We start from the raw sequence: 23,906 nt of genomic DNA on the forward strand, positions 1-23,906 counted from the left end.
CGCGGATCAGGTGAAGGCGATGTACTTGACCGTCAGGTACTCCTCGATGCCCTCCGAGCCGCCTTCGCGGCCGATACCGGACTCCTTGACGCCGCCGAACGGTGCGGCGACGTCGGAGATCACACCGCGATTCACACCCACCATCCCGGAGTCCAGCGCCGTCGACACGCGCAGCGCCCGATCCAGGTCTCGGGTGAAGAAGTATGCGGCCAAACCGAATTCGGTGGAGTTGGCGGCCTTGATCGCCTCGTCCTCGGAGTCGAAGGAACTGATCACGGCCACCGGGCCGAAGATCTCGCCGCGGGTGACCGGTGCGTACGCGTCGACGTTGTCGATGACGGTGGCCGGGTAGAAGAAGCCCTTTCCGCCGGGGGCCTTGCCGCCCAGGCGAACCCGGCCGCCGTGCGCGACGGCGGTCTCCACGGCCTCGGCGACCTTGTCGCGCTGCGCCGCGCTGACCAGCGGACCGAGGGTCACGCCGTCGTCGTACCCCGGTCCGATCCGAACCGCCGACATCTTCTCGACGAGCTTCTCGGTGAACTCCTCGACCACACCGGACTGCACCAGAAAGCGATTGGCCGCGGTGCACGCTTCGCCACCGTTGCGCATCTTGGCCAGGAAGGCGCCCTCGACGGCCTTGTCGACGTCGGCGTCATCGAATACGACGAACGGCGCGTTGCCGCCGAGTTCCATCGACGTGCGCTGCACCCGCTCGGCGGCCTGGCCGAGCAGGTTCTTGCCGACCGGGGTCGAGCCGGTGAAGCTGATCTTGCGAATCCGGTCGTCGCCGATGATCGCCGATGCCACCTCCCGCGCCCGCATCGTCGGGAGCACCGACAGCACGCCCGCGGGAAGTCCGGCCTCGGCGAAGATCTCGGCGAGCGCCAGCATCGTCAACGGCGTCTCGTGGGCCGGCTTGACCAGCATCACGTTGCCCGCGGCCAGCGCGGGACCGATCTTGCGCGTGCCCATGGCCAGCGGGAAATTCCACGGTGTGATCGCCAGGCACGGGCCGACCGGGGCGTGGGTCACGACGATCCGGCCGGTCCCCGCCGGAGACTGGGTGAACCTGCCGTCGATGCGTACCGCCTCCTCGGCGAACCACCGCAGGAACTCGTTGCCGTAGCGCGCCTCGGCCAGGCTGTCGGGCAGGGCGCGTCCGAGTTCGAGGGTCATCAGCATCGCGAGATCGTCGGTGCGGTCGGCGACGAGACCGAAAGCGCGACGCAGGATCTCACCGCGCTCGCGGGCCGGGGTCGCCGCCCAGTCATCGGCGACCGAGGTTGCGACGTCCAGGGCGCGACGCGCGTCCTCGACGGTGGCGTCGGCAACCTGGGTCAACGGTTGCTCCGTTGCCGGATCGTAGACGGTGAACGTACCCGCGTCCGACGCGTCGACCGACTCGCCGCCGATCCACAAACCGGTGGGTACGCCGTCGAGAACGGCCTGGGTGTCGATGATCTCGGTGGTGCTCATGAAAGGTCCTCTCGCTGCGATGCTCGGTGGTTCGGTGTTGTTCGCCGATTCAGTGGTGCTCGGCGTTCGATGCGTGACAGTGCGCCGACGGTGACGGTTCGACGTCGAGTGCCGGGTTGCGGTCGAAGAATCCGAAAGGCTTGAGCCAGAACGAGACCACGTCGGCAGGCATGACCGGCCAGTCCTCGGGACGGGTGATGTGGTGGATGCCGAACACATACCACAGGACGACGTCGGTGTTCTCGATCGACCGGTTGTTCTTGGTCCACTCCGCCAAACCCGTGTCGCGCTCGGACTGGTTGACGAATTCACCTGCAGGCCAACGCTCGTCGGCATTGTTCGGTGTCACCCAGAGGGTGTGGCCGATGACGGTGGCGCGCTGGAAGACCGGCGAGGCGGGGTCGAACATCGCCGGGAACGCGCCGGTCGGGGACAGCTTGTAGGCCGGATGGTGACCGAGCTCGGTGGTGCGGTTGGTGTTGACGATCTTCCAGCTCTTCTGCGTCGCGAAGTCCGGGTCCTGCATGCCCTCGCTCTCGGTGCGCAGTGCCGTATTGCGTTGCGTCAGCGACAGTCCGAGCGGATTTCCCGGACCCATCGGCTCGGCGACGGTCTCCGAGGCGAACACGGTGTTGTCGGGGCCATCGATGTCGAGGTCGAGCCGCGCGACGAGGAAGTGCTGGTGGAATGGTGCATACGTGCGATCGTCGATGACGGTGCCGTGCGGATTGCTGGTCACCCCGGGCGGCATCGGTGTGGTCACCATGATGCCGGTGGCGCGGACCTCGCACTCGATGTTGCCGTCCTGATAGAACCGCCAGTACACCAGGTATTCGTAATTGGCCACGGTCACATGGAAACTGACCGTGAGTCGCCGCATACGCCGGACCTCGGCCCCGGCATCGTGATCGACATGCTTCCAGAGGACGGCGTTGTCCTCCTCGTGGATGCAGATGGCGTTGGTGATGGTGTAGGGCTCACCGGCGCTGTTGTGCAGCACCGCATCGAGGTAACGGATCTCGCCGAGGCAGTCGCAGCCGAGTTCCAGCGAGGTCGTCATGAAGCCCAGACCCCACTCGCCGATGTCGAAAGCGGTACGGCGGTAATGGTCCTCGCAGTGGTCGCGGTAGGGCACCACCATCTCGGCGAACGACATGCGATGCGCCACCGACCGCTCGCGCCCGGCATCGTTGTAGGTCACCGAATGCAGGGTCATGCCCTCCCGGTAGTTGAAACCCACTCGCAGCGACCAGTTCTGCCACGTCAGCCGGTTGCCCTCGAGAGTGAACGACGGACCCTCGGGCTGGGTGATCTCCAGAGGCTTGAGTGGCGGGCGCTTGAAGGTGTCGCGGATGCGTTGCGGGATATGGCGCGGCACATACTCGCCCATCACCTGCGGACGCTCGAAGCCACCCGAGCCATCTGCCCCACTCCCGGCGGCCGTATCTTCTATGCGCAGCAACTCCATCGTGTTCACGTCGATCACACAGTGCAGCCCCGACACGGGATTCGCGTACGGATTGGCGCCCTCGGCGTTCTTCACCCAGGTGTCCGACCAGCCCAGACGCCGCCCCTTGAACTCCTCGGGGATCAGCGCGCCGCCGTAGGTCCAGGTGTCCATGAAGACCAGGTCGAGATCGGTGATCCCGCGTCGCGCGAGAGCCGCCTGCACCTCCGGGTGTGCCCGCAACACCCGATCGCATTCCTCGAACTCGTCGACGGTGAAGTTCGCCTGCACGTCCGGGACCAGATCGAACGATTCGACGGTCTCATCGGTGAGGCGTACCACCGACTTGTATGTCAGGTTCTCGGAACTGTTGAGACAGATGACGATCGCCCGTCGTGCGGGGACGGTGCCGTCGGCCTCGTACGCGGCGAGCTCGGCCTTACCCGGCTCGGCGAGTTCGATGGAGGCGTACCGCCATCCGTCGCCGACGCCCTGCTCGCGCGAGAGAACCGCGGAGACGGCCCGGAATTCGTCGGCGGAGAGTGGATCGAGCGGGTGCATACGGTGTCCTTTGTCTCGCAGCGGTTTTCGGAAGTGGACGGTTGGGGCGGGGTCGATCAGGCGGGGCGATCAGACGAGGGACTTGATGGCGTCGCTCAGTACGCCGAGGCCCTCACGGAGCAGGTCGTCGCCGATCACCAGCGGCGGCAGAAGCCGGATCACGTTGCCGTAGGTGCCGCAGGTCAGGACGATGACGCCCTGGGCGTGACATGCCGCGGCGACCGCCTTGGTGAGGGCCGGGTCTGCTTCCGGGCCGCCGGGAGCGGAGCGAGCGGGGCCCATGTTGCCGCCGCCGGGCCGTACTATTTCGATCGCCATCATGGCGCCCCGCCCGCGGATCTCGCCGATCACCGGCTTGCCCTGTGCGGCAAGTTCATCGGCCGTTTCGGAGAGGACGGAGGTGATGACCTCGCCGATGTGGCGGGCGCGCCCGGCCAGATCGAGGGTCTCCATCTGTTCGATCGCGGCGAGAGCCGCGGCGCACGCGACCGGGTTTCCGCCGTAGGTGCCGCCGAGTCCGCTGGCGTGTACGGCGTCGAGCAGTTCGGCGCGGCCGGTCACCGCCGAGAGCGGCATGCCGCCGGCGATGCCCTTGGCCATGGTGATCAGATCGGGGACGACGCCCTCCTCCTCACACGCGAACCACGTTCCGGTGCGGGCGAATCCGGCCTGCACCTCGTCGGCGATGAAGACGACGCCGTTCTCGCGGCACCACTGCGCCAGGGTGGTCAGGAATCCCGGTGCGGGGACGATGAATCCGCCCTCACCCTGGATGGGTTCGATGATGATGGCGGCGAGCGAGTCGGCGCCGATCTGTGTCGTCATCGCCGAGATCGCATGTTCGGCTGCGGCTTTGCCGTCCACGCCGAACTGGTCCCGGAACGGGTAGCTCATCGGCATCCGGTACACCTCGGGGGTGAACGGACCGAAGTGCGTCTTGTACGGCATGTTCTTCGCGGTCAACGCCATCGTCAGATTGGTGCGGCCGTGATAGGCGTGGTCGAAGGCGACCACCGCGTCCCGCCCGGTCGCCAGCCGCGCGATCTTCACCGCATTCTCGACGGCCTCGGCGCCCGAGTTGAACAGGGCGGTGCGCTTGTCGTGATCACCGGGGGTGAGCGCGTTGAGCTTCTCGGCCACCGCGACGTAGCTGTCGTAGGGCGCGACCATGAAGCAGGTGTGGATGAGATGGGCGGCCTGGTCACCGACGGCCGCGGCCACCGCGGGGTTGGCCGATCCGACCGAGGTCACCGCGATACCCGAGCCGAGGTCGATCAGCGAGTTCCCGTCGACGTCGACGAGGACGCCGCCGTCACCGTCGGCGGCGTAGGACGGCAGGATCGAACTGACCCCGGCGGCCACCGCGGCGGATCGGCGAGCACCCAGCTCGATCGACCGCGGGCCCGGCAGGTCGGTCACCAGCCGTCGCTCCTGGGGCAGGCGGTAGACGATTTCGGTGGCGGAAGCGGTCATCGGGTGTCACCTCGTGCTCGATGTGTGGGGGCCTGTTGTTGTGTGGGGCCTGGAGTGCGCGGCCGCACTGGGCGCTGCTGGTCATCAGTGTTCGCCCAGTGACCCGGTTCACGCGCCTGACAATGTGTCCACCGATTTCTCGGTGACACTCCACGATGTCCAGTCCGGGCGTACGGTGAACGGGTGTCGACGTCCGTTCGCTGGCTGATCGCCCAACGCAGCCTCGAATTGGTGCTGCATGCCGGCGGTGCGGGCCTCGAACGCCCCATCGACAGTGCGGTCAGTTCCGAGCTGCTCACTGCTGCCGAGTGGATGGTGGGCGGCGAGGTGTTGCTCACCACCGGACTCCGACTCACCGACGACCCCGCCGAGCAGCAACGCTACGTCCGCTCCCTCGATGAGGTCGGGGTCGCCGCCCTCGGTTTCGGGGTGGGCCTGGGCTTCGACGCCATACCGCAGGCGATGATCAGTGCCGCCGACGACGTGGGCCTTCCGTTGTTCGAGGTTCCGCTGCACATCCCGTTCTCGGCGATCACCCGCGCCCTGCTCGACCAGATCGCCGCCGGCCGCTCGGCCCGCCTGGTGTCGGCGACCCGCGCGCAACCCCGCATGACACGTGCCGCGGTGGCCCGTGGTCCGGCCGCGGTGGTCGGCGAACTCGCCGACGCGATCGAGCGTCGCGTGCTGCTCCTCGACGCCAACCATGCCGAGGTGGCGTCCTCGCCCGCCCCGCCCGACCCCAACGATCTCGCCCGGGTCCGCGCCCTCGTCGCCCGCGATCCGGCGTCGGCGGGCGCGGTGTTCGTCGCCGACGACGTCACCTTCATGGTCACCCGGATCGGCTCGGCCACAAGGACATTCGGATTCCTCGGCGTTGTCGGGGCACCTCTCGACGAGGTCAACCGGATGCTCGTCGGCCACGCCACCTCGCTGCTGGCCATCGAATACGCCAAACCGCAGGAGGTGCGTCGGGAGATGGCCCTGCTGCAAACCGACGTGCTCGGATCGGCACTCGACGGAGTAGTCGGGCCCACCGCGCTGCGGGTGTTGCGGCGCGCCGCCAGCCCCGACGACGCGGTGCGGGCGGTGGTGTTCACCTTCGCCGGCGACGCCGATGCCGAGCGGGGGCAGGCACGCCTGACCGACGAACTCGAACGCCGGTGGCGCCCGGTGTTCGTGCACCGGGCCGGAACCGAGGTGGCGACCCTGCTACGCGGCGACGACCCCGTCGACGTGGCGATCGGCCTGCTGAGCGTGCTCGCGACCGCTGCGACGGTGCGCGGCGGGATCGGCCCGCCGATCCGCCTGGCCGACGCGGCGGAGACGCCCGACGCCGCGGCCGTCGCCACATCGGTGACGCAGGCCCGCCTGGCCTGTCGCTCGGCCGCGGTGGGGCAACTCGTCGACCTCGACGACGCACAGTCGCTGCTGGCGGTCGACCCGGTGCGACAAGCGTTGGCCGACAACCACGATCGGCGTCTCGCGCCGATCCTCGACCATGATCGCCTCCAGGGCACCGCGCTGCACCGGAGTCTGCTGGCGTATCTGGAGGCCAATGGCAACTGGGGGAGTGCGGCCACCGCACTCGGCGTGCACCGGCACACCCTGCGCAGCCGGATCGAGAGGGTCGAGGACATGCTCGCCATCGACCTCGCCGATGCCCGCACCCGCGCCGAACTGCTGCTGATGATGCTCGGGGCCGACGCATGAGGCGCGGGGCGCTCGCCACGGTGCTCGCGGCGCTGCTGATCCTCGTGGTCGGCTGCGGCGCCGACGACGGATCTCCTGCGCCATCGTCGTCGGCCCCGAGTTCGACCGGCACCGCTCCGGCCGCGACGGCATATGTCAATCTCGGCGACAGTTACGCCGCGGGCGCCGGAGTCCTTCCGGTGCAATCGGATTCGCCGTTCCTGTGTCAGCGGTCGGCGATCAACTTCGCCCACCTCGTCGCCGCGCAACGTCGGCTGCCGCTCACCGACGTGAGTTGCTCGGGCGCCGACACCGCCGACCTCACCACCAGCCAATACTTCGGCATACCACCACAACTCGACGCGCTCGGACCACAGACACGGCTGGTGACGCTGATGCTCGGCGGCAACGACGAGAACACCTTCGGCGGGGCGATCAGCAAATGCGGCGACGCGATCGCCGACAGCCCCGGAGTCCCCACCGGTTCGCCGTGCCGGGATCGTTACGGCTCGGAGTTGACCGCACCCATCGACGCCGAGATCTATCCGGCCCTCGTCGACGGCCTCACCCGGATTCGCGCCCACGCCCCGAATGCCCGCGTCGTCATCGTGGGCTATCCGTGGATTCTGCCCGCCACGCAGGGCTGCTACCCGGCGATGCGCGTCGCGCCCGGTGACGTGCCGTATCTGCGTGGACTGCAGGCCGACCTCAACGACGCCGTGCGCCGCGCCGCCGAGAAGACCGGCGTCACCTTCGTCGACATGTCGCAGGTGTCGCAGGGCCACGACGCGTGCGCGGGTGCGGCGCGCTGGATCGAACCGCAGCAGGGCACCACGGCGCGGATCACGGTGCATCCCAACGCCCGCGGCCACGAGGCCATCGCGGCGCAGATCGAGGCTGCGCTGGGGCGGTGAGCACGCCCCGGCAGTGCCCTGACCAGGCCGAATTTCTCTCACTCGGTGCCATTTGGAACACTGGAGGCCGTGAGCAGATCCGCCGACGTCGCCGTGAAGTCCAGTGAGCTGTTCGAACGGGCGCAACATGCGATCCCCGGTGGGGTCAACTCACCGGTGCGTGCGTTCTCCGCCGTCGGCGGCGATCCCCGATTCATCGCCTCGGCCACCGGCTGCACTCTGACCGACGTCGACGGCAACACCTACGTCGACCTGGTGTCGTCGTGGGGGCCGATGATCCTCGGTCACGCCCATCCCGCCGTCGTCGAGGCCGTGCAGCGTGCCGCCGCGGGCGGACTGTCGTTCGGCGCGCCCACCGAATCCGAGGTCGAGCTGGCCGAGGAGATCATCGACCGCGTCGACCCGGTGCAGCGGGTGCGGTTGGTCAACTCCGGCACCGAGGCGACCATGTCGGCGATCCGGCTGGCCCGCGGCTTCACCGGCCGCCCCAAGATCATCAAGTTCTCCGGCTGCTACCACGGCCACGTCGACGCACTGCTCGCCGACGCCGGCTCTGGTGTGGCCACCCTCGGCCTGCCGACCAGCCCCGGTGTCACCGGCGCCGCCGCCCACGACACCCTCGTGTTGCCCTACAACGACCTCGATGCCGTCGCGAAGGCCTTCGAGGAATTCGGTGACGACATCGCCGCGGTGATCACCGAGGCCGCCGCGGGCAACATGGGTGCGATCGCGCCCATCGACGGTTTCAATGCCGGTCTGCGTGACCTCACCCGCCGGCACGGCGCCCTGCTGATCATCGACGAGGTGATGACCGGATTCCGGGTCAGCCCGGCCGGCTGGTTCGGGCTCGAGGGTGTCGGCGCCGACCTCTACACCTTCGGCAAGGTGATGAGCGGCGGCCTGCCCGCCGCGGCCTTCGGCGGTCGCGCCGACGTCATGGAGCGCCTCGCGCCGACCGGTCCCGTCTATCAGGCGGGCACGTTGTCGGGTAATCCGGTGGCCGTCGCCGCCGGCCTGGCGACGCTGCGGACCGCCGACGCGGCGGTCTACTCGGCCCTCGACGCCAACGCCGACCGCCTCGCCGGCCTGCTCACCGACGCCCTGCACACCGCCGGGGTGGCACACCGCGTGCAGAAGGCCGGCAACCTGCTCAGTGTGTTCTTCACCACAGACGGCGCCGCCGACACCCGCATCGTCGACTACGCGGGCGTGAAGGCAACCCAGACCTGGCGTTTCGCGCCGTTCTTCCACGCGCTACTGGACGCCGGTGTGTACCCGCCGCCCAGCGCGTTCGAGGCCTGGTTTGTCTCGGCGGCGCTCGACGAGGATGCTTTCACTCGAATTGCCGACGCGTTGCCGGCCGCTGCGCGGGCCGCGGCAACCGCGCCCACTCCCGGGGAGAGCTGATGCACACGATCGTTCACATGATGCGCCATGGTGAGGTGCACAATCCCGACGCCATCCTCTACGGACGGCTGCCCGGCTTCCATCTCTCCGACACCGGTCGCGCTCAGGCCCGCAAGGTCGCCGACGCGCTGGCCGACCACGACATCACCGCCGTGTTCGCCTCCCCGCTGCAGCGCGCACAGGAGACCGCCGGACCGATTGCCGCCGCGCACGACCTGCCGATCCTCACCAACGACGAGCTCATCGAGGCCGACAACATCTTCGAGGGACTCAAGGTCTCGGTCGGCGACGGCGCGCTGCGCAAGCCGCGGCACTGGCCCAAGCTGCGCGACCCGTTCACCCCGTCCTGGGGCGAGCCGTACATCCAGCTCGCGCACCGGATGCTGGCCGCGGCCAACAAGGCCCGCGACGCCGCCCGCGGCCACGAGGCCGTCTGCGTGAGTCATCAGCTGCCGGTGTACACGTTGCGCCGCTTCCTCGAGGGCCAGCGGCTCTGGCACGACCCGCGTCGTCGCCAGTGCTCGCTCGCGTCGTTGACCAGCCTCATCTACGACGACGACGCCCTCGTCGACATCATCTATTCCGAGCCGGCCGGTGCGTCGGATCCACTCGTGACCGGGGCTTGAGCAGGAGAGTGTTGAACGCGTGAGGGTGCGAGATCGTGGTGGTCGTGACGTGTGTCCGACGCCGTCGGAACGAGGCCACCGGCACCCCTCGCGACCCCGCGTCCGACTTGTCGTAAACGCACGAGTGATGAGAATCGTTGCCGCACTGCTGGTCTCGCTCGCGCTCGGCGTGGCGTTGACCGCGTGCGGTACCGGTGACGACGCGGTCTCGCAGGGCGACACCTTCCAGTTCGTCTCGCCCGGTGGGCAGACCGTCATCACCTACGACCAGGCCGACCGCAAACACATCGCCGATGTCTCCGGCGAGAACCTGACGACCGGAAAACCGTTGTCGCTCAGTGATCCCGAGTTCGCCGACAAAGCCGTCGTGATCAATGTGTGGGGCTCGTGGTGCGGCCCCTGCCGCGGTGAGGCCGCCGCCCTCGAGCAGGTCTACGAGCAATACCAGGGCCAGGGCGTCAACTTCCTCGGCATCAATCTGCGTGACAATCGGCAATCGGCACAGGATTTCGTGGACGACCGCCACGTCGGGTATCCGTCGATCTACGACTTCGCCGGGGCCTCGCTGGCCGCGCTGACCACCCCGACGTCGGTGGTGCCGACGACGATCGTGCTCGACCGGCAGCATCGTCCGGCCGCGGTGTTCCTGCGCGCGGTCAGCGCCGACGAACTCGGCGCGATGGTCGGCAAGGTGATCGCCGAGGACCCGGCACCCGGTGGTTCCGCGGCGTCAAGCACTTCCACGGCGCCCGCGTCGTCCACCCCTGCGTCTGCCGCTCCGTCGTCTGCCGAGGTGCCCCAGTGAGCGGTATCGGACAGACCTTCGCCGACACGGTGTCCTCCGGGCCGCTGCTGCTCGGGGTGGCCGCGGCGGCGGTCGCCGGGATGGTGTCGTTCGCCTCACCGTGTGTGGTGCCGCTGGTCCCGGGTTATCTGTCGTATCTCGCCGGACTCGTCGGTGCCGAGGCCCCCGCGGTCACCGTCGGCGAACCCGCCAAACGCGGTCGCTCTCGCGTGGCGATGGCCGCCCTGCTGTTCGTCCTCGGGTTCACCGTCGTCTTCGTCGCCGCCACCGCGACGGTGATCGGTTTCACCAGCACCGTCATCGTCAATCACGAACTGCTGCAACGCATCGGCGGGGTGGTCACCATCGTGATGGGGTTGGTCTTCATCGGCCTGATCCCGATGATGCAGCACGAGGTGCGGATGGCCCCGCGGATGGTGTCCAACATCGTCGGTGCCCCGTTGCTCGGTGCGGTCTTCGCGCTCGGCTGGACGCCGTGTCTCGGGCCGACGCTGGCCGCGGTCATCGCCACCGCGTCGGGCACCGAGGGGGCGACCGCCGCCAAGGGCGTCACCCTGATCATCGCGTACTGCCTGGGTCTGGGTATCCCGTTCGTGGTGCTCGCGTTCTCCTCGGCGTGGGCGTTGCGCAGCCTCGCCTGGCTGCGCAATCATGCCCGCGCCATCCAGGTCTTCGGAGGTGTCATGTTGATCCTCGTCGGTATCGCGCTGGTCACCGGACTGTGGGATCAGTTCATCGTCTGGGTGCGCGACGCCTTCATCACCGATCAGGTGTTGCCGGTATGACCCGCGCCGACACCGCGCTCGCCGACCGCCCGGCCCAGCCCAGCCCGCCCCGCCGCCCGCATTGGGTGCTGCGTCGGGTGCTGTGGCCGCTGCGCAACCTGTGGCGGTCGCTGACCTCGATGCGCACCGCGCTGGTGCTGCTGTTCCTGCTCGCGCTCGCCGCGATCCCCGGCGCTCTGCTCCCACAGCGCGAGCTCAACGAGCAGAAGACGCTCAAGTACATCTCCGACCACGGCACCCTGGGCACGTGGATGGACAAGCTGCAGCTGTTCGACGTGTTCTCCAGCGCCTGGTTTACCGCGATCTATGTGCTGCTGTTCGTCTCGCTGGTGGGATGCCTGACCCCGCGGCTGATCGAGCACGCCAAGAGTCTGCGCGCCAAACCGGTTGCCGCGCCCCGCAATCTGAGTCGCCTGCCGCGCCACTTCACCACCACCGTCGACGGTGATCCCGAGGAGATCGCCGAGCAGGTCTCGACGAACCTGCGGGGTTGGCGACGCAACATCGTCGTCCGTGACGACGCAGCAACACGCGACGACGCGGCAACAGGCAAGGTCGTCGAGGTCTCCGCGGAGAAGGGGTATCTGCGCGAATTCGGCAACCTGGTCTTCCATTTCGCCCTACTCGCCCTGTTGGTGTCGATCGCGCTCGGCAAGCTCTACGGCTACGAGGGCACCCGCAGTCTCGTCGCCGACGGTGAGGGCCTGTGCAACACCTCGACCGCGGTGTACGACTCGTTCCGGGCCGGCGCGATGGTCGACGGCACCGACCTCAATCACTTCTGTTTCAAGGTCGACGCGTTCTCGGCGACCTTCCTGCCCAACGGTCAGCCCGACATGTACGACGCGACGATGTCCTACACCGAGGGTGCCGGCACCTCCGCCGGTGACTGGCATCAGACGTCGGTGAAGGTCAACGACCCGCTGCGGGTCGCCGGCGACCGCGTCTACGTCCTCGGCAACGGATTCGCCCCCACGTTCACCGTCACCTTCCCCAACGGGGAGAAGCGCACCCAGACCGCCCTGTTCATCCCCGACGAGTTGCAGACGATGCTCTCCTCCGGCGCGGTGCGGTTCGACACCCCGGCGGGGCTCTACCCCGACGAGGACGTGCGCCGCAAGAACCAGATCGCCATCGAGGGACTGTTCGCCCCGACCGCGGATTACCAAGGGACCCTGCTGAGTTCGTCGTCGCCCGTGCCGCACGACCCGCAGGTCGCGATCCGGATCTACAAGGGCGACACCGGACTCGACACCGGCCTCCCGCAGAACGCCTATTCGCTCGATCAGAGCCTCATCAACCAGGGCAGGCTGCAACGACAGGCCCAGGTGAACCTCGCCAAGGGCGCCAGCACGACCCTGGCCGACGGCACCGTCGTCAGCTTCGACGGCTACCAGCGTTGGGTGTCGGTGCAGGTCTCGCACGACCCGGCCCAGGACTGGGTGCTGGTGTCGGCGGTGGCGATGCTGATCGGTCTGCTGGTGTCGCTGCTGGTGCGCCGACGCCGGATCTGGGTGCGGCTGGTGCCGGCCGATCCGGACCGGACGGGCATCGCCGACGGCAAACGACGTACGGTAGTAGAAATCGGCGGCCTCGCCCGGACCGATCAGGCCGGTTGGGGCGAGGGTTTCGAGGAGCAGGCGGCCGGGTTGGTGGAGCCCGGCGGTGGCTCGGCGAAACGCATGTCGAGGTGGCGCAAACTCTGAGATGGGCGCACCCACGGCGGCCGCACGTTCTTCCGCAGGACTGATGAGGTGAATCGATGAACACTGGTACAGAGCACGTCGACGAGACGCTCGCCCGGTACTCCGACCTGCTGTTCGGAACCGCCATCACCGTCTACGTACTGGCGATGCTGCTGTTCCTCGCGGCCCTCGCCGGCGCGCGGACCAGGCGTCTGGCGTCCAAAGAACTCGTCGGGGCGGGCGTCGGATCGGGTGCCGGCGCAACCGGGGACCGCACCCCCGGCAAAATCGCCGATACCGCGCGCCGCCGGACCTTCTCCGAGACCCTTGGCGCCATGGCCTATCCGGTGGTCTTCGTCGGCCTGGCCGCGCATATCGCGTCCATCATCTGCCGCGGGATGGCCGTCGATCGTGCGCCCTGGGGCAACATGTACGAGTTCATCTCGCTGACCTGTGCGGCCGGTGTCGTCGCCGGTGTCGTCGTGCTCCGCAAACCCGCGAACCGGCCGCTGCTGTCGTTCGTGCTGGTCCCGGTCGCGCTGCTGATGTTCATCGCCGGCACCGAGCTCTACACCCAGGCCGCCCCGGTGGTGCCCGCGCTCAAGTCGTACTGGCTGGCCATCCACGTGTCGATCATCTCGGTGAGCTCCGGCGTCCTGCTGGTGTCGGGGGTGTCGAGCATGCTCTACCTCGTCAAGATGCAGTGGGGCGAGAAGGCCGAGTCTCTCGAACGCACCGAGACCGGCGCCAAGGGTGCGGTGATGCGGCTGGTCGCGCACATCCCGGGCGCCGACGCCCTCGACCGCCTCGCCTACAAATGCGTCGTCTTCGGCTTCCCGCTGTTCGGTCTGGGCGTCATCTGCGGCGCCATCTGGGCCGAGTCCGCGTGGGGACGCTTCTGGGGCTGGGACCCCAAGGAGACCGTCTCGTTCATCGCCTGGGTGATCTACGCGGCCTACCTGCACGCGCGGGCCACGGCCGGCTGGCGCAACACCGCGGCCGCCTGGATCAACGTCGCAGGCTTCGTCGCGATGCTCTTCAACCTGTTCATCATCAACCTGGTGGTCTCCGGCCTGCACTCCTACGCAGGCCTCTGAGCAGCCCGCACGCACACGAATGCGCCCCCGGAGGAAGACTCCGGGGGCGCATTCGTGTCGGTATCGGGGTGAGGCCGATCAGTGATCGTCAGTGCTGGTGATCGTCTGGGTCGGACCCGTTGGTACCGCGGCTGCGACGGTCGAGATCCATCAGGAACTCGGGATCGTCGTCGGGGCCGACCGGACCGCGTTTGGCGGCCGGTTCGCGTGTGCCGTCGTCATCGATCAGGCTGGAACCGAAAACGCGCCACAACAGAAAACCGACGGCCATGATGCCGACCAACGTGAGTAGAAATGCCATGGCAACCTCCCACTCACCACATTACGCGACGGTAGACGCGAGATGCGTCGTCCGACCGACGTCAAAAGTGCAGGTGTCGGGCGGCACTCAGGTGGTACGGCGTGTGCGCACGTGTGCGCCGATGGCGTGGCCCGGTCGGCGTCGTGTGGACGGCGACACCGACCGAGCCTGCCGAGGCTGTGGTGACTCTCAGGGCACGCGACGGTTCAGCAGGGCGACGACGTCTTCCTCGCGGAAGCGACGATGCCCGCCCGGGGTACGGATCGAGCCGAGGATTCCGGAGCTGGCCCACCGCGCGACGGTCTTGGGGTTCACGTTGAACATCGACGCCACCTGTCCGGGGGTCAGCGTGTGCTGGCTCGCCATGCCCGGGGTGATCATCGACAGCGGGTTGGAGTGAATTGCGGTCATGGGAGGACTCCCTCGTGTGTCCGTGCCGAGAACCTGACGCTCTCGGACCCTTCGCGCGCAGTCGCACGCTGACTCAATGAATACACGCAAAACGCCCAGGTACTCGAACCGTCAGCGGTAGGTAAAGAGAGTGCAAAGAAGCCTGTGACCTGCGCACACGTCCGACCAGTGCCTTTTACGTCCCCTTTGCCGACCCCGGTGACACCCTTGGTACAAAGTGGGCCCTCGACCGCTCCTCGACGTGCACGCCGACCGGGCGCACTTTTGCGTCGATCGGGCGCTCGCTCTCACCGCTCGCCCCTCACCGACCGGGCAGACCGCGGCGGGCCGCCGGGCCGCGCCACAACGTACGCTGGTCGCCGTGAGTGAAGAGCGTAAACCGCAGGTCGGTATGGGCAGCCTCCTGGCGTCCATCGGCCTGTACACCCTGGCCCGTCTCGTGTTGGTGGTCGTGGTCGCCGCGATCATCATCGGCATCGGCAAGCTCGCGGGCGTCAACGTGCCGCTGCTGGTGGCCGCGGTGTTCGGGGTCCTGATCGCGCTGCCGCTGGGCATGGTCGTGTTCAAATCGCTGCGCACCCGCGTCAACACCCAGATCTCCGCCGTCGACGAGCAGCGCCGCAAGCGCCACGACGAGCTGCAGTCGAAGCTGCGTGGCAGCTGACCCGAGCCGACCCGAGACGATGAGCCCCGCACGCACCATCGACATCGATCGCCGCGCCGACCGCTCCTGGGCCGACAACGCGGTCCGGCTGATCGAGGCCGACGCGCGCCGCAGCGCCGACACCCATCTGCTGCGGGTGGAGCTACCCGACTGGTCGCGCTGGACCGACGCCGACGGCACGCCGGGCGGCGTCGACCTGTACCTCAAGGACGAGAGCACCCACCCGACCGGCTCGCTCAAGCATCGATTGGCGCGATCGCTGTTCCTGTATGCGATCTGCAACGGCTGGATCACCGAGGGCACCACCGTCATCGAGGCGTCGTCGGGATCGACCGCGGTCAGCGAAGCCTATTTCGCGCACCTGATCGGCGTGCCGTTCCTCGCGGTGATGACGTCGTCGACCTCGCCCGCCAAGACCTCCCTGATCGAACGAGAGGGCGGCCGTTGCCATTTCGTCGAACGGCCGGCGCAGGTGTACGCCGAGGCATTGCGTCTCGAGGCCGAACTCGGCGGCCACTTCATCGACCAGTTCACGATGGCCGAGCGCGCCACCGACTGGCGTGGCAACAACAACATCGCCGAGTCGATCTTCGCGCAGATGGCCGACGAGGAGTACCCGATCCCGACGTGGATTGTGGTCGGCGCGGGCACCGGCGGCACGTCGGCGACCCTGGGCCGCTACCTGCGCTACCGCCGTCACCCCACCTGGCTGGCCGTCGTCGACCCGGAGAACTCGGTGTTCCTGCCCGCCTACGAGAGCGGCGACGGCACCCTGACCTCCGAGATCGGTTCGCGCATCGAGGGAATCGGCCGCCCGCGTGTCGAGCCCTCCTTCGTCTCCCAGGTCATCGACCGCATGATCGGCGTCCCCGACACCGCCTCCATCGCCACCGCCCGCTGCGTCAGCGAACGACTGGGCCGCCGCGTGGGCGGGTCCACCGGCACCAACATGTGGGGCGCACTGAAACTGGTCTCGGAGATGGTCGGCGGACGACAGTCCGGCAGCGTCGTGACCCTGCTGTGCGACCCCGGAGAGCGGTACAGCACAACATATTTCGACGATGACTGGCTTGCCGCCCAACAGCTCGACCTCACCGCGCCGACGAGCGTCCTCGACGAGTTCTTCGCCACCGGTCGGTTCACCGGCTGATCCGGGAACGCCGGCCGCCGCGACGTACACCGACGCCCGCGCCACCGCGCTCGCTACCATCGACCCATGGCCGTGGGGGAGCGCAACCTCGTCGAGGCAGTCGACGTCGTCCGTGAATACCAGTTGGGACAGGAGCGGGTACGCGCCCTCGACGGGGTGAACCTGACGCTGCCCGGCGGGCAGTTCGTGTCGATCGTCGGCCCCTCGGGCGCCGGCAAATCGACGCTGCTGCACGTGATGGGCGCACTCGACACCCCCACCTCGGGGTCCATCCGCGTCGACGGCGTCGATCTCGGTGCCCTCGACGACAACGCCGCCTCCGAGTTCCGGCGGCATCGCGTCGGCTTCATCTTCCAATTCTTCAATCTCGTCCCGACGATGTCGGCGTGGGAAAACGTTGCGCTGCCCCAACTTCTCGACTCCAAGTCGCTGCGCCGGGCCAAACCCCGCGCGGTCGAGCTGTTGGAGCGGGTCGGTCTCGGTGACCGCATCAACCACCGGCCGTCGGAGCTGTCGGGCGGGCAGATGCAGCGCGTGGCGATTGCCCGCTCGCTCATCATGGAGCCGGCGATCCTGCTCGCCGACGAGCCGACCGGCAATCTCGACTCCACTACCGGTCAGTCTGTGCTGCAACTGCTCTCCGACGTCGCCCACGGTTCCGGCGCCCATGATGAGCACAGTGGCCGGCTGGTCGTCATGGTGACCCACGACGAGCACGCCGCGGCGGTCGCCGACACCACGATCACCGTTCGGGACGGAAAGATCGCGTGAGCGCAGGCGCCGGTGGTCTCGTCGCCGGGTTCCTCGCCGGCTTCACCCGCATCCGGGTGCTCAATCTGCGCGAGATCCGGACCCACCGGATGCGGGTGTTCACCTCGCTCAGTGTGGTCGTGGTGTCCTCGGCGTTGCTGGTCGCGGTATTGGGCACCTACGGTTCGTTCACCGCGTCGGTGCGGGCCTTCAACTCGGCGATCTCCGGTGCCGCCGACCTCGAGGTCGCCGCCATCGCCGATTCCGGTGTCGACGCGGGCCTGGCCGCCGAACTGCGTCGTGACCTGCCCGACGCCAAGGCCGTGGTCCCGCTGATCCGCGGGTCGATCACCGTGGGCGGCACGCAGATCCCGTTGCTGGGCTCCGACTTTCGGGTCACGGCGTTGTCGGGGGATCTCGCCGCCGCGCAGGGCGGGGTGTCGATCTCACCGGCCGACCTGGAGGACGGGATCATCGCCGGACCCGCCACGGGACTACGTGAGGGACAACAACTCACGATCGGTGACGACGAGGTACGCGTCGCCCGGGTGGTCACCGGTCCCGACGCCGACAAGCTCAACGAGGGTAGGTACGCGTTCGCGTATCTGCCGCTGGCGCAACGTCTCACCGACCTGGCCGGCCCGGCGGGCACCGCGGGCCGGGTGACGTCGATCCTCCTCGTCGCCAAGCCGGGAGCCGACGTCGGACATCTGCGCGCGGAGGCCACTCGCGTCGTCGACGGTCGAGCTGTCGTGGTGAACCCCGACTTCCGGGCCAAGCAAGCGGAATTGGCGAGCTCGGTGACCCGCGACTCGACGCTGCTGGTGGCGTTGGTGTCGCTGGTGATTGCTGCCTTCCTGGTGTTCAACACGATGAACATGGCGGTGGCCGCCCGGCGCCGATCCCTGGCGATGGTGCGCGCGTTGGGTGCCCGCCGCACCCACCTCGTCGGTGACATGCTCGGCGAGGCAGCGTTGTTCGGCATCGTCGGCGGTGCGATCGGGGTACCCGTCGGAGTTCTCGCCGGACGCTGGGCGGTCTCCCAAGTCCCGGAGACCACCCGCGACGGGGTGACCATCGCGATCACGTACCACTTGCCTGCGTATGTACCGGTCGTCGCGATCCTCGCCTGCGTCGTCTCCTGCGTCGGTGCGACGAGTCTGGCTGCGCGATCGGTGTTCTCGGTGTCCCCGGTGGAGGCGATGAGTCCCGGCGAGGTCGCCGACGGCGTGCCCCGTCGTGGTGTGGCGGTGTGGGTGGCGGGACTCGTCGGCGTCGCCGCGGTGATCGGCGCCTGGATCATCGTGTTCACCGTCCCCGGTAGGCCGGCCATCGTTGCCGGCGCCGTCTACGCCATCGGTGCGTTGCTGATCTGCTTCGCGTTCACCCGACCACTGGTCACCGCAGTGGTGCTGTTGGCCAGGGCATTCCGCGGCCCGGGCCGCCTGGCGTCGGTGAACACCGGGCGCGCCCCGCGTCGTGCGTGGGCCACCCTGATGACGGTGGCCGTGGCGATCGCCGTCGGTATGGGAACCTCCGGTGCCCTGGACAATCTCGTCTCGTCGATCTCCACATCCCTCGACGGTCTCGGCGATCCGGACTTCTACGTGTCGTCCTCCACCTCGGACGAGGTGCCACTGGGCCCTGTCCTGGCGCCGCAGATCGCCACCGAGGTCGCCGCCGTGCCCGGGGTGAGTGCGGTGATCGGCGGCCAGTGGGCCAACGTCAACATCGGTGAGGACCGTGCCCTCGTCCAGGGCCTGGTGCCCGGCTCACGCGCCCCGTTCATGCGCAAGGCGAGTCCCGACGCGGTCCGTCAGGTCCTCGCCGGCAACGGGATCATCCTGTCGAATGTGCTCGCCCGTGCCCTCGGCGTCCACACCGGCGACGTCCTGCGCATCGCCACGCCGACGGGCTACCAGCAGACGGTGGTCCGCGACACCGTCGACTACGTCGCCATCGACTCCGGCACCGCCGCGGTCTCGAGCGCCCTGCTCGGCCGCTGGTTCAACCGGCCCGGCGACACCTATCTGCAGGTGATCACCGCGCCCGGCGCCGACAAGACCCAGGTGCGCGCGGCCCTCGACCGCATCGCTGCGCAGATCCCGCTCGACGGCGGACTGCACGCCCACGTCTACACCGGGGCCGAGGCGCTGGCCGCCACCCAACGCCAAGCCCAGCAGGCAGGCGGCTTCACCGTCGCCATCCAGTGGATCGTGTCGGTGGCGGCCGCCGTGGCGCTGCTCAACACCCTGTTGTTGTCGGTGATCGAACGCCGACGCGAACTCGGCGTCCTGCGCGCCATGGGCGCCTCCCGACGATTCCTGTCCCAGATGGTGCTCGCCGAAGCCGGGGCGGTCGCCGTCGTCGGCGCACTCCTCGGACTCGTCATCGGCATTGTCCTGCACCTGCTGAGCGACGAGATACTCAGTGCCACCACCTCATTGGACATCGCGTACTCGCCCCGGCCGATCACGCTGGTGTTCGTCGGGGTGTCGGTGGTGCTCTGTCTCGTCGGCGCGCTCGTGCCCGCCCGCCGGGCCGCGCGCATGAACATCACCGAGTCCATCGCCAACGAGTAGCGCCCCCCTTTCGCGACAGCGCCCTCCCCACTCTCGCGACAGCGCCCTCCCCACCGTCGACGACGCTCTCCCCATCGCCGACGGCGCCCACCCGTCAAGCTTCTCGTCAATAATTCTTGACAACCACTCCGCGTCAACATAACCTGACACCATGCACGACGAACAGACCAACGAACCCACCGAGGCCGACCGCCTCGCCGGGGCCGCCGCGAGCGACGACCCTTCTCGAGGTCTGGCCGCGGTACGCGCCCTGCGCACCCTGGCCGACCGCCTCGAGGAAGTTCAGGTCGCCAACGCCCGTGACCAGGGCTGGAGCTGGCAGGCGATTGCAGATGTTCTGCAGATCAGCCGGCAGGCCGTGCACCAGAAGCACTCACAACGCGATGCCCAGTGATGGGCCGCACGACTTCGTAAGGAGAACCATCATGTTCGGTCGATTCACTCGAGACGACAAGATGCTGCTGGCATTCGCCACGCAAGAAGCCGCCGACCTGGAACACCACCGGCTCGGCAACGACCACCTCATCCTCGGGATGCTGTGCAACGCACGGACGCCGCTGTACGGCGTGCTCACCGAGGCGGGGTTGAACCTGATCGACGCGCGAGACGCCTCCCGCGCCTATCACGACGAGAACGACACCGACGACGACGCTGCCGAGCAGAGCGCCGCCGACCGCTACGAGGAAGACCGAGAAGCGTTGCGCTCCATCGGAATCGACCTCGACAAGGTGCGTGCCGCGGTGCGCGACCGCTTCGGCGACGACCTCGCCGACGGCTGGGCCGAGCGCCCGCACCGCGGACGAGGACGCGGGGACTGCGGCCCCCGAGGCGGACGGGGCCGCGGACATGGCCACGGTCGTGGTCGCGGACGCGGCGGCTACGGACCGCAGGCCTGGGGCCCTCAACCGTGGGGACCGCAAGCCTGGGGACCCCAGGGTTACGGGCCACAGGGTTACGGACCCCAGGGCTGGGGCCCGGCGCCCTGGGCACCGCAGGATGCCGACGCCGAGGACGGACAGTCCGAGGGCTGGGGCCCCGACCGCCGCGGACGCGGCTGGGACGGACCCGGATTCGGCCCCGGCGGACCCTTCGAACCCGGACGCGGCCGACGCGGGCCGCGCGGTCGTGGCATGCGTCCGCGTTTCGCCCCCGAGACGCGTCAGGCGCTCGAGGCTGCGGTCCGCATCGCCCGTGAACGCAACGACCGCGGGCTCCGCGCCGAGTACCTGCTGCTCGGCATCATCGAGGTCGCCGACCCCGCGTCGGTGGCCGTGATCAACTCGGCGACCACGCCGGACGATCTCAAGGCCGCGATCCTCGCGAGCCTGCCGGAGGCGCCGGCCGGGGTCTGACACCTCGCCGCGCCGACGAGAAAGCCGGTCGTACGCACCACGCGTACGGCCGGCTTTCGGTGTCCGCTGAGCCGGAACCGGGCGTATCGGACGCCCGCACGCGCGGGTACGGTGATGGGCGCACGGACCCGTCGGTCACGCCGACGCCCGATCCGACGACCCCACACCAGGAGATGAGCACCACCGATGAGCCGGTCCCGATATCGCGCCCACCCGCTCGTCCTGCGATGCGTCCAGGTGCGCGCGGTCACCGACGTCACGCCGCGCATGCGGCGCGTCACCGTCGGCGGTGAGCAACTCGGCGCCTTCACCCGCGACGGAATGTCGTTCCCCGCCTTCGCCGCTCCCGCGTTCGACGACCACATCAAGCTCATCTTCGCCCCCGGTGCCGAAATCACCGACGCGTTGCCCCGCCAACAGGAGAACGGCATCGACTGGTTGCCCTCGGAGCACCGGGTGACGCGCGATTACACTCCGCACCACCACGATCCGCAGGTGCTCGAGATGCAACTGGACTTCGTCGTCCACACCGACGGCGACGCGTCGGGCCCGGCCGAACAGTGGGTGCGTTCGGCGCAACCGGGCGACGACCTCTGGTTCGCCGGACCCAAGGCCTCCACCGTGATCCCCGACGACGTCGCCGAGTTGCTGCTCGTCGGCGACGAGACGGCGATTCCCGCGATCGCCCGCTTCTTCGCCGAGCGTCCGCTCGATGTGCCGACCCGGGCGATCCTCGTCGTCGCCTCGCAGAATGCGATGCAGGACATCGCGATCGGTGACGGCGACCGACTCGACTGGGTCATCGGTACACCCGGCGACCGTGACGAGTTGCTGGCTGCGGTTACCGATGCTGCGCCTGTCCGTCGTCCCGCCTATGTGTGGGCGTCGGCGGAGAGCCGGGCGCTGCTCCCGCTGCGCCGACTCGTGACACGCGACTGGGGTATTCCCAAGTCCCACACCGACATCACCGGATACTGGCACATTCGTGACGAACCCGCGGATGTTGCAGCAGACGGCGAATCACCCACTGCGGGTGTACCCGTCATGCCGATCGGGTCGCCGGTGGCGTGGATGGCCACCCGCGCGGCCCTGCGGCTCGGGGTGATCGACGCACTCGCCGGCGGAGGTCGCTCCCGCGGAGAGGTCGCCACGGCCACCGCAATCTCTGTGGCAAGCCTGGATTCGCTGCTGGGTGTTCTTGTTCCCTGCGGTGTGCTCGGTGTTCGCGGCGACGAGATCGTCCTCGGCCCGGTGGGGGAGCGGTTCCTCGACGACGAGCACGCGCGTGAGGAATTCGACGGTCTCTACGCCGAGCAGGTGCTCGCCCTTGGTGGACTCGCCGACGCGTTGCAGGCCGGGCGACCGGCCTGGTCGGAGCGCACGGGTGACACCTTGCGGACACATGTGGCCACGTCGGCGGAGAACTATGCCGAACTGGTCGAGGAGGCCGAGGGGCTCGTCTTCCTGATGCCCGCGCTTGCCGCACTTCCCCTGTGGTCCAGGTACTCTCGAATCGCCATCGGCGGCCCGGCCGCGCTCGTCGTCGCCGACGGACTGCGCACCGGCGGGGTGCGCGCGGCACTGACCGTGGTAGAGGAGCCGGCCCCGCTGGCCGCGTTGCGCAGCGACGACCCGCCGCCCGGCGTCGACTTCGCCGAAGACTGGGGCACCCCGGATGCCGTCGTGCTCGCGGGTGCGGTCGAGCATCGCACCGACGACGAGATCATCGAGTATCTCGACCGGGTCCATGCCGCCACCGACATCGTGTTGCTGGTCGAGTCGACCGAAGCCGACGCCCTGAACGCCCGGGCCGCCGAGATGGCGGTGGTCGCGCTCGGAGCCGTCGGGGCGCCGCCGCGCACCGGTGCCGACCTCAAACGCCTCGCACACGCCGCCGGCTGGTCCGTCGCCTCGGCCACTGCCCTCGGCTGGGGGGTCGAGTGCCTGGAGTTGTCGCCGACCCAGCCCGGCTGACACCACCTTGCCGACAGCGCCCTCCCTGACGCCGACAGCGCCCTCCCAGACGCCGACGGCGCCCTTCACCTCGCCGACAGCGCCCGGTTCGGCGGAGGCTGGTAGAACTGGTCATCATGCCGCCCGCACCATCCCTGCAGCTCGACGACATCGTCGACGCCGCGATCCGACTCATCGAACGTGATGGAGTCGAGGGCCTGAGCATGCGGCGGCTCGCGAGTGAACTCGGGTCCAAACCGATGACGCTCTACAACTACGTCGACAACAAATCCGAACTGCTGCAGCTCGTTCTCACCGAGGTCGCCGCGCGCATCCCGTGGTCCCGTCCCGAGGGGCCACCACGCGAGCGGATGATCGCCGTCGCCGTCGACATGTACAACGAGCTCGCCGCGATTTCCTGGATCGTCCCCATCCTGCGTGAGGGCACCACAGTCGGTGCGCCTGCACTCGTCCTTGCCGACACCTTCGTCTCTGCCGCAATCGAACTCGGCGTCGACGAGGTGACCGCGATGTCGACGTGGCGCTCGGTCTGGTACATCGTCGCCTCCGAGTTGCAGTGGCAGGACACTCTGGCCCGACGCCGGCCGGGTGAGAAGTCGTGGCATCAAACGATCGACCCCGACCTCCTCACCGACGTGCCCACCATCGCGCGGCTGCTGCCGCATCTGATCGAGTACTCGCGCGAGTTCCGGGTTCGCGACGCGGTGGCGGCGCAGATCGACGGCGTGCTGTCCCATCTGAACGACTGACCCGACCG

General features: G+C 68.6%; 21 protein-coding genes. 16 read left to right on the forward strand and 5 right to left on the reverse strand.

Annotated features, from left to right (window positions below):
• Positions 1–6: 6 nt before the first annotated feature.
• From P3L18_RS20120 to gabT, 3 genes are all read right to left on the reverse strand, one after another.
• Positions 7–1,476 (reverse strand): NAD-dependent succinate-semialdehyde dehydrogenase, encoded by a 1,470-nt coding sequence (locus tag P3L18_RS20120; protein WP_035728838.1) that lies wholly within the window; start codon positions 1,474–1,476, stop codon positions 7–9.
• Positions 1,477–1,525: 49 nt separating this feature from the next.
• A complete protein-coding gene (locus tag P3L18_RS20125; RefSeq protein WP_006372687.1) occupies positions 1,526–3,484 on the reverse strand; it encodes a primary-amine oxidase in 1,959 nt (652 codons plus the stop codon).
• Between the two features lie 69 nt (positions 3,485–3,553).
• Positions 3,554–4,957, reverse strand: a complete 1,404-nt coding sequence (gene gabT, locus P3L18_RS20130; RefSeq protein ID WP_276115029.1) for a 4-aminobutyrate--2-oxoglutarate transaminase — start codon at positions 4,955–4,957, stop codon at positions 3,554–3,556.
• A gap of 183 nt (positions 4,958–5,140) precedes the next feature.
• Here gabT and P3L18_RS20135 point away from each other — a divergent pair, with 183 nt between their 5' ends.
• The 8 genes from P3L18_RS20135 (at position 5,141) to ccsB (ending at position 13,965) form a co-directional block, all read left to right on the forward strand.
• The gene (locus P3L18_RS20135) at positions 5,141–6,667 is read left to right on the forward strand and encodes a PucR family transcriptional regulator (RefSeq protein WP_276115030.1); all 1,527 of its coding nucleotides are present in this window, start codon (positions 5,141–5,143) and stop codon (positions 6,665–6,667) included.
• On the forward strand, positions 6,664–7,560 hold the full coding sequence (locus P3L18_RS20140) for an SGNH/GDSL hydrolase family protein (RefSeq protein WP_276115031.1): 897 nt from the start codon (positions 6,664–6,666) through the stop codon (positions 7,558–7,560). The genes P3L18_RS20135 and P3L18_RS20140 overlap by 4 nt, the downstream gene beginning before the upstream one ends.
• Before the next feature lie 69 nt (positions 7,561–7,629).
• Positions 7,630–8,967: a glutamate-1-semialdehyde 2,1-aminomutase gene (gene hemL, locus P3L18_RS20145; RefSeq protein ID WP_020172252.1), complete on the forward strand. Its 1,338-nt coding sequence runs from the start codon at positions 7,630–7,632 to the stop codon at positions 8,965–8,967.
• The gene (locus P3L18_RS20150; protein WP_006372682.1) at positions 8,967–9,593 is read left to right on the forward strand and encodes a histidine phosphatase family protein; all 627 of its coding nucleotides are present in this window, start codon (positions 8,967–8,969) and stop codon (positions 9,591–9,593) included. The genes hemL and P3L18_RS20150 overlap by 1 nt, the downstream gene beginning before the upstream one ends.
• Before the next feature lie 127 nt (positions 9,594–9,720).
• On the forward strand, positions 9,721–10,398 hold the full coding sequence (locus tag P3L18_RS20155) for a TlpA disulfide reductase family protein (RefSeq protein WP_079928890.1): 678 nt from the start codon (positions 9,721–9,723) through the stop codon (positions 10,396–10,398).
• Complete coding sequence (locus P3L18_RS20160) at positions 10,395–11,183, forward strand: cytochrome c biogenesis CcdA family protein (RefSeq protein WP_020172251.1); 789 nt, start codon at positions 10,395–10,397, stop codon at positions 11,181–11,183. The genes P3L18_RS20155 and P3L18_RS20160 overlap by 4 nt, the downstream gene beginning before the upstream one ends.
• Positions 11,180–12,889, forward strand: coding sequence for a cytochrome c biogenesis protein ResB (locus P3L18_RS20165; RefSeq protein ID WP_276115032.1), 1,710 nt, complete (start codon positions 11,180–11,182; stop codon positions 12,887–12,889). The genes P3L18_RS20160 and P3L18_RS20165 overlap by 4 nt, the downstream gene beginning before the upstream one ends.
• Positions 12,890–12,945: 56 nt before the next feature.
• The gene (gene ccsB, locus P3L18_RS20170) at positions 12,946–13,965 is read left to right on the forward strand and encodes a c-type cytochrome biogenesis protein CcsB (protein ID WP_014359042.1); all 1,020 of its coding nucleotides are present in this window, start codon (positions 12,946–12,948) and stop codon (positions 13,963–13,965) included.
• An 88-nt stretch (positions 13,966–14,053) separates the two neighbouring features.
• Here ccsB and P3L18_RS20175 read toward each other — a convergent pair whose 3' ends face one another.
• Both P3L18_RS20175 and P3L18_RS20180 read right to left on the reverse strand, forming a co-directional pair.
• The gene (locus P3L18_RS20175) at positions 14,054–14,266 is read right to left on the reverse strand and encodes a hypothetical protein (RefSeq protein WP_276115033.1); all 213 of its coding nucleotides are present in this window, start codon (positions 14,264–14,266) and stop codon (positions 14,054–14,056) included.
• A 189-nt stretch (positions 14,267–14,455) separates the two neighbouring features.
• Entirely contained in the window at positions 14,456–14,677 is a 222-nt protein-coding gene (locus tag P3L18_RS20180) for a BldC family transcriptional regulator (RefSeq protein ID WP_079928894.1), read from the reverse strand.
• 391 nt (positions 14,678–15,068) lie between these two features.
• On the opposite strand from P3L18_RS20180, the gene P3L18_RS20185 reads away from it, so the two are divergent.
• The 8 genes from P3L18_RS20185 to P3L18_RS20220 all read left to right on the forward strand — a co-directional run bounded on the left by P3L18_RS20185 (position 15,069) and on the right by P3L18_RS20220 (position 23,898).
• Positions 15,069–15,341, forward strand: a complete 273-nt coding sequence (locus P3L18_RS20185; RefSeq protein ID WP_210738916.1) for a DUF4229 domain-containing protein — start codon at positions 15,069–15,071, stop codon at positions 15,339–15,341.
• Between the two features lie 19 nt (positions 15,342–15,360).
• On the forward strand, positions 15,361–16,491 hold the full coding sequence (locus tag P3L18_RS20190; protein ID WP_014359044.1) for a PLP-dependent cysteine synthase family protein: 1,131 nt from the start codon (positions 15,361–15,363) through the stop codon (positions 16,489–16,491).
• A 66-nt stretch (positions 16,492–16,557) separates the two neighbouring features.
• The gene (locus tag P3L18_RS20195) at positions 16,558–17,262 is read left to right on the forward strand and encodes an ABC transporter ATP-binding protein (protein ID WP_208794487.1); all 705 of its coding nucleotides are present in this window, start codon (positions 16,558–16,560) and stop codon (positions 17,260–17,262) included.
• Positions 17,259–19,823, forward strand: a complete 2,565-nt coding sequence (locus P3L18_RS20200) for an FtsX-like permease family protein (RefSeq protein WP_276115034.1) — start codon at positions 17,259–17,261, stop codon at positions 19,821–19,823. The genes P3L18_RS20195 and P3L18_RS20200 overlap by 4 nt, the downstream gene beginning before the upstream one ends.
• 151 nt (positions 19,824–19,974) lie before the next feature.
• Positions 19,975–20,217, forward strand: a complete 243-nt coding sequence (locus P3L18_RS20205; protein ID WP_006372671.1) for a helix-turn-helix domain-containing protein — start codon at positions 19,975–19,977, stop codon at positions 20,215–20,217.
• A gap of 31 nt (positions 20,218–20,248) precedes the next feature.
• A complete protein-coding gene (locus P3L18_RS20210; RefSeq protein WP_276115035.1) occupies positions 20,249–21,175 on the forward strand; it encodes a Clp protease N-terminal domain-containing protein in 927 nt (308 codons plus the stop codon).
• A gap of 186 nt (positions 21,176–21,361) precedes the next feature.
• On the forward strand, positions 21,362–23,149 hold the full coding sequence (locus P3L18_RS20215) for a siderophore-interacting protein (RefSeq protein ID WP_276115036.1): 1,788 nt from the start codon (positions 21,362–21,364) through the stop codon (positions 23,147–23,149).
• Positions 23,150–23,265: 116 nt separating this feature from the next.
• Entirely contained in the window at positions 23,266–23,898 is a 633-nt protein-coding gene (locus P3L18_RS20220) for a helix-turn-helix domain-containing protein (protein WP_208794495.1), read from the forward strand.
• Positions 23,899–23,906 lie beyond the last annotated feature (8 nt).

Source organism: Gordonia sp. N1V, from assembly GCF_029269935.1.
In the GTDB taxonomy this organism is placed as follows: Bacteria; Actinomycetota; Actinomycetes; order Mycobacteriales; family Mycobacteriaceae; genus Gordonia; species Gordonia polyisoprenivorans.

Coding starts and splice junctions, on each gene's coding strand:
- P3L18_RS20185 (WP_210738916.1), top strand. CDS start 15,069: ATGGGCAGCCTCCTGGCGTCCATCGGCCTGTACACCCTGGCCCGTCTC.
- P3L18_RS20165 (WP_276115032.1), top strand. CDS start 11,180: ATGACCCGCGCCGACACCGCGCTCGCCGACCGCCCGGCCCAGCCCAGC.
- P3L18_RS20180 (WP_079928894.1), bottom strand. CDS start 14,677: ATGACCGCAATTCACTCCAACCCGCTGTCGATGATCACCCCGGGCATG.
- P3L18_RS20195 (WP_208794487.1), top strand. CDS start 16,558: ATGGCCGTGGGGGAGCGCAACCTCGTCGAGGCAGTCGACGTCGTCCGT.
- gabT (WP_276115029.1), bottom strand. CDS start 4,957: ATGACCGCTTCCGCCACCGAAATCGTCTACCGCCTGCCCCAGGAGCGA.
- P3L18_RS20125 (WP_006372687.1), bottom strand. CDS start 3,484: ATGCACCCGCTCGATCCACTCTCCGCCGACGAATTCCGGGCCGTCTCC.
- ccsB (WP_014359042.1), top strand. CDS start 12,946: ATGAACACTGGTACAGAGCACGTCGACGAGACGCTCGCCCGGTACTCC.
- P3L18_RS20155 (WP_079928890.1), top strand. CDS start 9,721: ATGAGAATCGTTGCCGCACTGCTGGTCTCGCTCGCGCTCGGCGTGGCG.
- P3L18_RS20215 (WP_276115036.1), top strand. CDS start 21,362: ATGAGCCGGTCCCGATATCGCGCCCACCCGCTCGTCCTGCGATGCGTC.
- P3L18_RS20175 (WP_276115033.1), bottom strand. CDS start 14,266: ATGGCATTTCTACTCACGTTGGTCGGCATCATGGCCGTCGGTTTTCTG.
- P3L18_RS20150 (WP_006372682.1), top strand. CDS start 8,967: ATGCACACGATCGTTCACATGATGCGCCATGGTGAGGTGCACAATCCC.
- P3L18_RS20120 (WP_035728838.1), bottom strand. CDS start 1,476: ATGAGCACCACCGAGATCATCGACACCCAGGCCGTTCTCGACGGCGTA.
- P3L18_RS20210 (WP_276115035.1), top strand. CDS start 20,249: ATGTTCGGTCGATTCACTCGAGACGACAAGATGCTGCTGGCATTCGCC.
- P3L18_RS20190 (WP_014359044.1), top strand. CDS start 15,361: ATGAGCCCCGCACGCACCATCGACATCGATCGCCGCGCCGACCGCTCC.
- P3L18_RS20205 (WP_006372671.1), top strand. CDS start 19,975: ATGCACGACGAACAGACCAACGAACCCACCGAGGCCGACCGCCTCGCC.
- P3L18_RS20140 (WP_276115031.1), top strand. CDS start 6,664: ATGAGGCGCGGGGCGCTCGCCACGGTGCTCGCGGCGCTGCTGATCCTC.
- P3L18_RS20220 (WP_208794495.1), top strand. CDS start 23,266: ATGCCGCCCGCACCATCCCTGCAGCTCGACGACATCGTCGACGCCGCG.